This window comes from Mangrovimonas yunxiaonensis, assembly GCF_000733475.1.
Taxonomy (GTDB): domain Bacteria; phylum Bacteroidota; class Bacteroidia; order Flavobacteriales; family Flavobacteriaceae; genus Mangrovimonas; species Mangrovimonas yunxiaonensis.
This window is the reverse complement of record NZ_JPFK01000005.1, coordinates 696,734-708,129: the sequence shown is the minus strand read 5'-3', so window position 1 is coordinate 708,129 and position 11,396 is coordinate 696,734. Positions and strand designations below refer to the sequence as shown.

Here is an 11,396-nt window from a genome sequence, read left to right as displayed (position 1 = left end):
TCCTCGAACTCCTCCCGTTTCAGCTCTCAATTGCGCCACCATTCCTGCTTCTTCCATATACAAAAGGTAATCTGCAATGTTGTTTCGGCTAATGTTTAACATGTCGGCAATTTTACTCATATTGGGTTTAAAAGGGGCGCTTTCGGCTACAATAGCCAATAGTTGTTTTAATTTTCTACCTGTTGCTACATTCATCTCTGCATAAACAGGAATGTCGGTTTCCAAAGTTTGATTAACGACTTGCTGTAACCTCAAATCGAAATCATCTTCTAAAGAAAAGGGATAATATCCTTTCTTGAGATAATCTGAAAACAAGGGTAAAGGGTGCGGTATTTGAGGCACGTCTACCTTTAGATTCAGGATATCTTCCAAACTAAATTTTGGCACTTTTATCTGATGAAAGAGCGCTAGATATTCCCGAAAAGATAGCCCTTGCATGGTATACACTAGTGCCCTACGGCTTAAATCGGAACTGCCTTTCTTGATGTCGAGTACCGAAGAACCTGTAAAAACCACGTTTAAATCTTTATGGTAATCGTAAATTAGTTTCAGCTCTTTTGACCAATCGGGGTATTTGTGTATCTCGTCTATAAACAAATATGTTCCTCCCGACTTTACAAAGGTATCTGCTAAATCTGTTAAACGGTTTTTGGCAAAATAGAAATCTTCGACTGTCACATACAGGGTTTGCCGAATGTCCAGATTGTTTTTTATATACTGCAAAACCAAAGTTGTCTTACCAACACCTCTTGGACCAATTAATCCAATAAGCCTGTTCTTCCAATTTATCTGGTGATACGCATAGCGTATAAATCCCATTTCTGTATCTGAGATTAACTTATTGGCATATTCAAATAAAGCGTGCATTTTTATACTGTTTGTACAAACATACAACAATTTGCACTGTGATAGTGCGTTTTTTTGTTTATTTTGCACTGTTATGGTGCGTTTTAGTTGTTAGTTTTTAGTGGGTAGTGTAATTGTGAGATGGGTTTGAGCTGTAGGCTTTAGGTGTGAGTAGTGAGATGTGGGTAGTTGGTAGGGATTGGGGATTGGGGATTGGGGATTGGGGATTGGGGATTGGGGATTTGGGATTGGGGATTTTTTTAGAGGGTCTGCTCCCCGGCCCTAAAGGGAGGATTTCTTTGCCCCGGCCCTAAAGAGGGATTTTTGTTTTGTTTTTTTCTATTTTATTGTGTCTCTTGAATCAGGAACCAAGAGTCATGAGCCAAGACGTAGACGTGAGGCGTGAGTAGTTATTAGGGATTGGGGATTGGGGATTAGGGATTGGGGATTGGGGATTGGGGTTTAGTGTTTTTTGAGATTCTTCGCTACGCTGCGCTAACACTTCGATTACACTTCGACAACACTTCGACTCGCTCAGTGTGGCAGCTCAGTGTGACAATTCTGAATGACAGAGATGGTTTTAGTGGATGGTTTGTTATGGAAAAAAGGTGTCGGTTTTTCTGTTGTGGACGAAAGCTAACAAATATCCCGGAATATTGGGCAAAAAACGACGTAGCAATGGCCTGTAGCGTTGTTGGGTGTCGTTATTTTATATTCAAAGATTTTAAAAATTCATCTGCCGTCATAACAGGTAACCATGATTTTTTAAAGTCCTTTCCATTTCTTGTTATTATGATTTCACACTCAGATTCTGTTGCACTGAAATACTGTAAAGCATCTTCAAAATCCTTAATAGAAGAATTGAGTCCTTTTTCAATCGTTTGTTCATCGAGAGCGCATACTTCACAGATTATCTTAAATTTTCTTAGTTTTTCCCTTGCTATTTTACCATTCTCAAATTTTGCTAAAAAATAGTTTACTGTAGCAAACGAGATAGGCGAAACTACCATTGCTAATTTCTCTTTTTCAGCTAAGGTTGCAATTTTTGCCATCGGTTCGTAAAATGGTTTACGCTCTCCTAAAAAGTCCAACATGACATTTGTATCTATAAAAACCCTTTTGCTCATTTATATTTCTCAATTAAATAATCAGAGTATTCTTTTTTATAATCCAAATCAGCTGGCATTTCAGTTCCAGTGGAGATACTTTTTACGAATGGTGAAATTTCGAATTCAGAGGTGTCATTTTCAGATGTCAAAGATTGCAAATAAGCTTCTACAATGCGAGACAAACTCATTTTTTTGTTAGAAGCATACTTTTTTGCTTTTTCAATTATATGCTGATTAAGCTTTAGTGTTAATTTAGCATCCATAACAGAATTATTTTATACGTACAAATATAATAAAATAATCCGTATAATTTGTTCTGTCAATGCTTTTTAATGTGCGCTTTAATTACACCCAACAAAGGATTAAAATAAGAGATTCTTCATTTCGCTGGCGTTTATGTTTAATGACACGGGGTAGTATTTAGTGGGTGGTTTTTAGTTTTTAGTGGGTAGTGTAATCGTGAAATGTGAGACGTGAAACGTGAGACGTGAGTAGTTGGTAGGGATTAGGGATTGGTTTTTTTAGAGGGTCTTTGCCCTGGTCCTAAAGGGAGGTCTTTGCCCCAGCCCTAAAGGGAGGATTTTGTTTTTGCTTTTTTTATTTGGGAGGTCTTTGCCCCAGCCCTAAAGGGGGATTTTGTTTTGTTTTTTTATTTTATTGTGTCTCTTGAATCAGAAACCAAGAGTCATTAGCCAAGACGGGAGACGTGAGGCGTGAAGCGTGAGTTGTTGGTAGGGATTAGGGATTTTTTTAGAGATTCTTCATTTCGCTGGCGCTCCATTCTGAATGACAAAGGGATTTTTTAGAGAGTCTGCGCCCTGGTCCTAAAGGGAGGTCTTTGCCCCGGCCCTAAAGGGGGAATTTGTTTTTGCTTTTTTTATTTGGGAGGGTCTTTGCCCCGGCCCTAAAGGGGGATTTTGTTTTGTTTTTTCTATTTTATTGTGTCTCTTTTTGCTGTTTTTTCGTTTTATGCTTTTTTGCTTATTATGCTATTTCTGTTCTAATGGATCCTGAATCAACACTTCGGTGGCACTTCGATTGCGCTTCGATATACTCAGTGTGACAACTCAGTGTGACAGTTCTGGATGACAAAGGGCTTTTTTATTAGACCTTTGTACGGACTATCTACGGGGTATCTACGGACTAGCAGCGAAGTGCTTATTTTGCCGTTATGTGCTGTTTTTTCCGTTTTAGGCTATAATTGCCTGTTATGCCCATATGCTTCTTCCATACTTTATCCATACCGAAGCCATACTAGAGTCATACTGATAAACCCGTCCTAAAATAACTATACAGGTTATTAAATAAATCCTGATGACATGGGGTGGAGTTTAGTGGGTGGTTTTTAGTTTTTAGTTGGTAGGGATAGGGATTGGGGATTAGTGTTTTTTGAGATTCTTCGCTGACACTTCGACAACACTTCGACTCGCTCAGTGTGACAGCTCAGCGTGGCAGCTCTGAATGACATAGGGCTTTTTTTAGAGGGTCTTTGCCCGGCCCTAAAGGGAGGATTTCTTTGCCCCGACCCTAAAGGGGGAATCTTGTTTTGGTTTTTTTCTATTTTATTGTGTCTCTTGAATCAGGAACCAAGAGTCATGAGCCAAGACGGAAGACGTGACCCTTTGGTGGTGCTTTAGTGGATAGTGGGGAGTTCTTAGGGATTAGGGATTGGGGATTAGAGGCTTTTTAGGGAAGTTTTGTTGTGTTGCATGATAACAGGGTGGTTTAACAAAACCGTTGTTATGCGAAACGCTGGTTATTACACTTAATACATCAACCCAAAATGCCATAACGGGATTGTATTAAGATACCCTTTTTCTATATCGTCTTTAACTACAAAACCGTTTGCTGCTGTTTTGATTTGTTTTAATCCTTTATTTTTTCCTCCGACTTCAAAATCTATCGTATTAATTTTAAAATCGGCTACATTTGACGTGGTAAGCTGATGACTCACCCGTAATTGATTTAGAAAGAAGGTCTCTCTAACATTTCCTTTATTCTGGTTTTCTTTGGCTAAATTATAAACCAAATTCGTATTATCTAAATACACTTTATTTACCTTTCCCAGTCCTCGAACTCCTCCCGTTTCAGCTCTCAATTGCGCCACCATTCCTGCTTCTTCCATATACAAAAGGTAATCTGCAATGTTGTTTCGGCTAATGTTTAACATGTCGGCAATTTTACTCATATTGGGTTTAAAAGGGGCGCTTTCGGCTACAATAGCCAATAGTTGTTTTAATTTTCTACCTGTTGCTACATTCATCTCTGCATAAACAGGAATGTCGGTTTCCAAAGTTTGATTAACGACTTGCTGTAACCTCAAATCGAAATCATCTTCTAAAGAAAAGGGATAATATCCTTTCTTGAGATAATCTGAAAACAAGGGTAAAGGGTGCGGTATTTGAGGCACGTCTACCTTTAGATTCAGGATGTCTTCCAAACTAAATTTTGGCACTTTTATCTGATGAAAGAGCGCTAGATATTCCCGAAAAGATAGCCCTTGCATGGTATACACTAGTGCCCTACGGCTTAAATCGGAACTGCCTTTCTTGATGTCGAGTACCGAAGAACCTGTAAAAACCACGTTTAAATCTTTATGGTAATCGTAAATTAGTTTTAGCTCTTTTGACCAATCGGGGTATTTGTGTATCTCGTCTATAAACAAATATGTTCCTCCCGACTTTACAAAGGTATCTGCTAAATCTGTTAAACGGTTTTTGGCAAAATAGAAATCTTCGACTGTCACATACAGGGTTTGCCGAATGTCCAGATTGTTTTTTATATACTGCAAAACCAAAGTTGTCTTGCCAACACCTCTTGGACCAATTAATCCAATAAGCCTGTTCTTCCAATTTATCTGGTGATACGCATACCGTATAAATCCCGTTTCTGTATCTGAGATTAACTTATTGGCATATTCAAATAAAGCGTGCATTTTTATACTGTTTGTACAAACATACAACAATTTGCACTGTGACGGTGCGTTTTTTTGTTTATTTTGCACTGTTATGGTGCGGGGGTGGTTTTTAGTTTTTAGTTGGTAGTTATTAGTTGGTAGTTATTAGGAATTGGGGATTAGGGATTGGGGATTGGGGATTAGGGATTAGGGATTGGGATTGGGGATTGGGGATTGGGGATTGGGGATTGGGGATTGGGGATTTTTTTTAGAGGGTCTTTGCCCCGGCCCTAAAGGGAGAATCTTGTTTTGTTTTTCTATTTTATTGTGTCTCTTTTTGCTGCATTACATTTCTCCCTGAATGACAGAGGGCTTTTTTGAAGGGTGCTTTGCGGGGCAAAACTGCTTTTTAGCGGTTGGCAAACTTTATAGGTTTGGCAGGAATGCCTACGGCAGTTGCTCCATCGGGGATATCTTCTATAACAACGGCGCCTGCTCCTATAGTACACCATTTTCCAACAGTAACACCTGGTATGATGGAAGCACCTATTCCCACATGTGTCCCCTCTCCAATTGTAACACCTCCTGCCAAAGCCACATTCGGGGAAATGTGCACAAAATCTTCTATAATACAGTCGTGGTCTACAGATGCATTGGTATTTATAATGCAATGTGCCCCTATTTGCGTATCTGAATTAATGACCGCACCAGCCATAACTACCGTGCCTGCCTTAATCTTAACGCGTTTGGAAACCACGGCACTTGGGTGAATTAACTTGCTGTAAGTTGAAAATTTGTTTTGTATTGCCACTTGCTTTCTGGTTGCGTTATCGCCAATGGTAATAATCACCTCAACAGCATCTCTTGGTAGCTGATGAATAACCTCATAATCCAATAACTTTAGTTTGCTCGTATCGGCATCAATAAACCCATCTATTTTTACTTGACAGGCCTCTGCAATTTCAGCAATTACCTTACCATGACCACTTGCACCAAATAAATACATTTGTTTCTTTTTTTGTTTTAATGATTCCCTTTAAACGCTTCTGTTGTGGCTTGTCCTGCTTGGGTGATGCCTTCACGGACAAACACTTTTTTAATGGTTAAAAATAAGATTTTTACATCCAATGCCAAAGAGAGGTTGTCTACATACCACACATCGTATGCAAATTTTTGTTGCCAGCTAATGGCATTGCGTCCGTTTACTTGTGCCCAGCCTGTTATGCCCGGGCGTACGTGGTGGCGCTTTTTTTGTTCTTCGTTGTACAGCGGCAAATATTCGGGTAATAACGGCCGCGGTCCTATAAGGGCCATATCGCCTTTTAATACGTTAAGCAATTGTGGGATTTCGTCCAGACTGGTTTTGCGCACCAATGCGCCTAGAGGGGTTAACCGCTGGGCGTCGGGTAATAGGTGTCCGTTGGCGTCTTTTTTATCGGTCATGGTTTTGAACTTGACGATTTTAAAGATTCGCTCGTTTTTTCCGGGACGCTTTTGAAAGAAAAAGGGTTTGCCGTTGTTGGCCACACATAGCCCCAAGGTTACTATTAGAAAAACCGGCGATAACATCACAAGGCCTAAAAGGGCTAGGGTAAGATCGCTTATTCTTTTCAAGTAGGTTTTGTACATCGTACCGCAAAAGTAAGGTATTTAAACCTTGTGTGTGAAAAATCTTTAGGGCTTTTTGGGATGGTTTTTAGTGGGGGGTTTTTAGTGGGTAGTTTTTGGTTTTTGGTTGGTAGGGATTTTTTTTTGAGATTCTTTGCCCCGGCCCTAAAGGGGGAATCTTGTTGTGTTGCATGATAACAGGGTGGTTTAACAGACCGTTGTCATGCAGAAGGAGGCTTTTTTTGCCGACTGAAGCATCTCGTTGTTAGGAGATTATTCGCTTCGCTGGCCTTTATGCTTAAGACAGTGTTTTACCTTAGAGATTCTTCGCTGCGCTCTGAATGACAGAGGGATTTTTTACTGTATTACGTTTCATCCTGAATGACATGGGGCTTTTTTTAGAGGGTCTTTGCCCCGACCCTAAAGGGAGAATCTTGTTTTGTTTTATTTATTTGAAAGGGTCTGCGCCCCAGCCCTAAAGGGAGATTTTTGTTTTGTTTTATTTATTTGAGAGGGCTTTTCCCGACAGGGGGTGCTCACACATTACTTTAATACTTGTTTTATCTCTCTAACGTACTCTTTTGCTAAATTATCTCTATCAAAATACTTTTTTGCATAGTTATAACCAGATGCGCCCATTTCTTTTAATTCAACTTCTGATAACAGCAACACTTTTCTTATTCCGTTGGCTATTTCTTGAATATTTTCGGGTTCAACATAGATACCACACTCTGCATCATTTACTAAATCTCTAGAAACACCGTCTATTGCCAATAAAATTGGTTTCTTGCAAGACATATAGTCGAATGTTTTGTTGGAGTAGATGGTTTTAAACGTATCTACTTTTTTTAATACCGATGCCCCCATATCTGATGCCAAGATATATTTAAATACGTCTTGTTTGGATACGGGGTCTCTAAAAATTACATTCTCCAACGCTCTTTTTGCAACCTCTACTTGAAGGGCTTCTTTTCTCATCCCCGCACCTATTAATTGAAACACTACATTCGTATCTTTCAAGTTTTCTGCAGCATCTACCAATTGAATAAGATGATTAGCAACCCCGTGTGCCCCTACATAGGTAATGACAAACTTATCTTCTAGACCCAGTGCTCTTTTAAACTCTTTTGCATCAAAATTTTCTTGTATTTTTTCCGCTAGGCTAAAATCGGCTGCATTTGGAATAAAGATTACTTTTTCCTCAGGCACGTTTTTATCTTGAACTAACTTATCTCTAAACGCCGGTGTTAATACATTAATTAGTTTCGCTTTTTTGTATATAAACTTCTCAAACCAAAATGCAAAACTTATAATTTGTTTGTTTTTTAAAACGCCTGTATCAATAGCAGATTCTGGCCATAAATCCCTAATTTCAAAAACAAAGGGGATTCGTTTAAATAATGACAATACATAGGCCGTGATTCCGACAAATAACGGAGGCGAAGTAACCAAAATCACATCATATTTTTTTCTAGTAATAAATAAACCTGCATAAATACTAGAAAACACAAAAGAGAAGTACGCCCAAAGTCTTCCCAAGAAACTCACATTATAACTCTCAGACACATGGCAACGCACTACATCAACCTTCTCATAAAAATTGGTGTCTTTGTATATAAACTTCCCTTTATAACGTTCTTGTTTTTCTCCTGTAGCATAATGTACCATACCTGCAAGCACCGTTATTTCATGTCCTTGTTTAGCCCAAGTTCTGGTCATTTCGTTAAACCGGGAGCCCCCGCCATCGCCTTTTTCTAGAAAATATTGATGTATAAGTAAAATGTTCATAAACTAAAATTGCATTGTGGTTATAAATTGATTGCCTAGTGTTGTATAGGCATGAGTGGTTTTAGGTGATTTTTGCATGTAGTACAGGCTTTGTGATGTGTTCGTTGCTTTTGGTTGTATAAGCTTTCCTTCACCATCTGTAACGGTTAGTACCATGCTGTTATTCTCTGGCTGGCCAAAGTGCCAGTACAGCGTTTTCTTTTCGGATTTTGGCGACTCTAAAGTATCGGTTATGGTTAATTGCTGTTGTTTTGGGTCCCATTGCAACAATCTGGTATGCCTATTGTTTTGATGGTCGGTGTAATCGCCTTTCCAGCTCCACTTGTTCTGTTTATACTCAGGCCCTGCTATCTTTTGCACGTTTAGCCATTTGCCGTATAAAAACCGACTAATCTTAGGCATTTGTTCGTGCTGGCCAAATTGTATGGTATTGTGTGCCCTTACCGATTTAAACTTTTCGGTTTCCTCGCCTGCATTGTAAGAGTAGCTTCCGCTATCGCATAACAGGTTTTCTCCCTTATACCAGAGATCCAGATGAAATGCATCGCAGGTAGCAAAACGATACCTAGCATTGGGGAGTTTTAAAACTGCCTTTATTGGCCCATCGTTTAAAACCACCAATTCGTTATCGAAAGACGTTAATACCGGAATAGCGATTTCCTTTTTCGGGAATGTTTTAAATGCTTTCCCATACATCCAAAACAGTGGTTCATCATGTGCTCCGCTTTCAAACACCCGCTGGCTTTTAAGTGCCCCAAAAAACAACTGGGTCGAGGGTCTAAAGTCACGATAATCGCTGTTGTGGCATGTTAAAAACATGGCTCCATCATTACTCCCCAGATTAGGCACTTCCCCTTTTAAAGAAGCTATCATGTTGTACTGCAGTGTTCCTAAAGCCTCTAACCGTTCAAGAATTGGCTTGGCAAAACTTGGCTCGTTATACCGCTCCATCCCAATAAGTGTCCAGCTTAAGGTGTCTACCACGACCCTATGGTAGGTTACCGAGCGTTGCGAAAAAGTACCCTTTGCTGTTATGAGTTTTAACACCCTATTTTCTAGATAACGTCGTCCTTTTCGTTTCCATTTATGTAAGGTATTGGCTGGTACAGCCAGATGGTTTTGCCGAATTAAAAACGCCACACCTATATATAATGCTGCTGCTTCTGATGTGCCATGATTATTATCTTGGGCCATGGCGTAGTTGATGTTCCCTTCAATACGTGCCAGATGCTCATAAATCATACGCTGTACACTCGCCTCTGCCGTGGTCTCCTGGTTTAAAATCTGGGCTGTTGTAATGAGTTTCATCACCCGTATGGCTGTTTCTTGTCCGCATTTCCAGTTGGGGCCTTGGTTTTTGGGGTTGTGTTGCGACCAATCTTGCAACCATTGGTTAATGGTTTGCAAGTATTTTTCTTCTCCCGTGATGCGATACCCACGTGCTAAATCGGTTAACCAATCGAAGCGTGACGGCTCCCACAGGATTTTAACATCACCAGTGTTTAAATCAAAGTCACTAAGGGCTGTCCAGTGTTTATTAGGCCTATTGAGTACCGAGCCGTCAAACGGATTTTGAAACCAGTTGGGCGGATTGCTCCCTTGAACGTTGTGGTAATGAAACCAGGTTAACTTCCCCTCTAAAATGTTGTCCGCTTTTTCTAAGGTTTTCGCTTTCCAGTTTTCGGGATAATCTGCTACGGGCATAGTCGCTTTAAAAAACGGCCCTATTATGGGCGTTCCCAACGGAAATTTACGTTGTCGCCAGCCCAGTTTCATGCTTATGCGGTACCACAGCATGTAAGCTACATTGCGGTAGCCGAGTTTGGGAAGTATGGAGAGTATGAGGGCGAGTTTTTTTAGCATGGATACTTATATATTATCACTCATCAAGAATTCTGTAATGTATAGATGTGTTATTCCTTCTATCGCGTCTTTCCAGAATTCATCCATAGTTACGACATATTTAGGGAATTGGTCGTCAATGGCCAATAAATTCCCGAATTCTCTTTTTACCGTTTGTTCATTCTCCAATTTATAAGCCACTTGCACATAAATTTTACTGCCGTTTTTTTCAGCCACAAAATCAATTTCATTATGTTCTAATTTCCCAACAAAAACGGCGTAGCCTCTTCTTTTCAATTCTAAAAACACGATGTTTTCCAAAATCCCTCCAATCATCCTGTCGCGGTTTCCCATAGTGGCATAAATGATGGAAATATCGCTCACGTAAAATTTCTCTTGGGTTTTCAGGATTTCCTTTCCTTTAACGTCATAACGTGGCACCCGATACAAGATAAAAGCCCCTACCAATGCATTTAGGTAGTTGTAAACGGTATTGATGTCTATTTTGCGTTGTTGGCTCTTAAAGTAATCGGCAACGTTTTTACCCGAAAAGGTATTGCCTATATTGTTTAAGGCGTATTTAATTACCCGTTCTAACAGCTCTATATCTCTAATTTTATATCGCTGTACCGTATCTCTTAATATAACGGAAGAGTAGATGTCGTAAACCACTTTATAGGCCGATGCTTCGGGGTAATCTGCGGTATGAATTACCGGAAAGCCCCCTTTTCGCAGGTAGTGTACAAAGCCATTTCCTGCGTTCTGTGCTTCAGAAAAATAGGCTTGTCTGAAATCTAAAAATTCTTTATACGACAGGGTATACACAGGAATTTCTACATAACGCCCTGCCAGATACGTGGCCAATTCGGAAGACAATAAATGCGAATTGGAGCCAGTAAGGTAGATGTCCGCATTAAAATCGACCAAGAACGAGTTAACGGCTTTTTCCCAATGTTCTACTTCCTGTATTTCGTCTAAAAGCAAATAGTATTTTTGGGGCGTTTTTATTTTATTTTTCACGTATTTGTATAACGCTGTAGCTTTTAAAAGTTCGGAATGCACAAAACTTTCAAAATTGATGGAAACAATCTGCTCGTGCTGAACCCCGCGTTGCAAGAGTTCTTCTTTAAGCAAGTGCAAGACCGTAGATTTACCAGAACGCCTAATACCGGTAAGAATCTTTATTTGCGGTTTACCAATAAAAGGTGTCAGGGCCTTGATGTAGCTTGGACGTGAAATCATTTTTTTAGGGTTATAACCACAAAAATAAACATTATAATGTAGTTTTTAGGGTTACACCCCTAAAA

The 11,396-nt window shown here is 39.7% G+C and carries 9 protein-coding genes; all 9 read right to left on the bottom strand.

Annotation, left to right across the window (positions count from 1 at the left end; all coding sequences use genetic code 11):
* Window positions 1-867, bottom strand: an 867-nt coding sequence (locus IA57_RS07305; RefSeq protein ID WP_036121252.1) for an ATP-binding protein, incomplete at its 3' end; no start/stop codon positions are given.
* 683 nt (window positions 868-1,550) lie between these two features.
* A complete protein-coding gene (locus IA57_RS07300) occupies window positions 1,551-1,973 on the bottom strand; it encodes a type II toxin-antitoxin system VapC family toxin (protein ID WP_036121250.1) in 423 nt (140 codons plus the stop codon).
* Window positions 1,970-2,218, bottom strand: a complete 249-nt coding sequence (locus IA57_RS07295) for a DUF6364 family protein (RefSeq protein ID WP_036121247.1) — start codon at window positions 2,216-2,218, stop codon at window positions 1,970-1,972. Before IA57_RS07295 ends, IA57_RS07300 begins: the two co-directional genes overlap by 4 nt.
* A 1,502-nt stretch (window positions 2,219-3,720) precedes the next feature.
* Window positions 3,721-4,890, bottom strand: a complete 1,170-nt coding sequence (locus tag IA57_RS07290) for an ATP-binding protein (protein ID WP_036121244.1) — start codon at window positions 4,888-4,890, stop codon at window positions 3,721-3,723.
* A 370-nt stretch (window positions 4,891-5,260) separates the two neighbouring features.
* Window positions 5,261-5,857 carry an acetyltransferase gene (locus IA57_RS07285; protein WP_036121241.1) on the bottom strand — a complete coding sequence of 199 codons (597 nt, stop codon included), beginning with the start codon at window positions 5,855-5,857 and terminating at the stop codon, window positions 5,261-5,263.
* 17 nt (window positions 5,858-5,874) lie between these two features.
* Window positions 5,875-6,480 (bottom strand): sugar transferase, encoded by a 606-nt coding sequence (locus tag IA57_RS07280; protein ID WP_036121238.1) that lies wholly within the window; start codon window positions 6,478-6,480, stop codon window positions 5,875-5,877.
* A gap of 522 nt (window positions 6,481-7,002) precedes the next feature.
* Window positions 7,003-8,247: a glycosyltransferase family 4 protein gene (locus IA57_RS07275; RefSeq protein ID WP_036121234.1), complete on the bottom strand. Its 1,245-nt coding sequence runs from the start codon at window positions 8,245-8,247 to the stop codon at window positions 7,003-7,005.
* Window positions 8,248-8,250: 3 nt separating this feature from the next.
* Entirely contained in the window at window positions 8,251-10,110 is a 1,860-nt protein-coding gene (locus tag IA57_RS07270; protein WP_084176733.1) for a heparinase II/III domain-containing protein, read from the bottom strand.
* Window positions 10,111-10,116: 6 nt separating this feature from the next.
* Window positions 10,117-11,331: an ATP-binding protein gene (locus IA57_RS07265; protein WP_036121230.1), complete on the bottom strand. Its 1,215-nt coding sequence runs from the start codon at window positions 11,329-11,331 to the stop codon at window positions 10,117-10,119.
* Window positions 11,332-11,396: the final 65 nt, after the last annotated feature.

What these genes read in the sequence shown, in the direction of transcription:
- IA57_RS07300 (WP_036121250.1), bottom strand. Translation starts at nt 1,973, where the DNA reads ATGAGCAAAAGGGTTTTTATAGATACAAATGTCATGTTGGACTTTTTA.
- IA57_RS07295 (WP_036121247.1), bottom strand. Translation starts at nt 2,218, where the DNA reads ATGGATGCTAAATTAACACTAAAGCTTAATCAGCATATAATTGAAAAA.
- IA57_RS07290 (WP_036121244.1), bottom strand. Translation starts at nt 4,890, where the DNA reads ATGCACGCTTTATTTGAATATGCCAATAAGTTAATCTCAGATACAGAA.
- IA57_RS07285 (WP_036121241.1), bottom strand. Translation starts at nt 5,857, where the DNA reads ATGTATTTATTTGGTGCAAGTGGTCATGGTAAGGTAATTGCTGAAATT.
- IA57_RS07280 (WP_036121238.1), bottom strand. Translation starts at nt 6,480, where the DNA reads ATGTACAAAACCTACTTGAAAAGAATAAGCGATCTTACCCTAGCCCTT.
- IA57_RS07275 (WP_036121234.1), bottom strand. Translation starts at nt 8,247, where the DNA reads ATGAACATTTTACTTATACATCAATATTTTCTAGAAAAAGGCGATGGC.
- IA57_RS07270 (WP_084176733.1), bottom strand. Translation starts at nt 10,110, where the DNA reads ATGCTAAAAAAACTCGCCCTCATACTCTCCATACTTCCCAAACTCGGC.
- IA57_RS07265 (WP_036121230.1), bottom strand. Translation starts at nt 11,331, where the DNA reads ATGATTTCACGTCCAAGCTACATCAAGGCCCTGACACCTTTTATTGGT.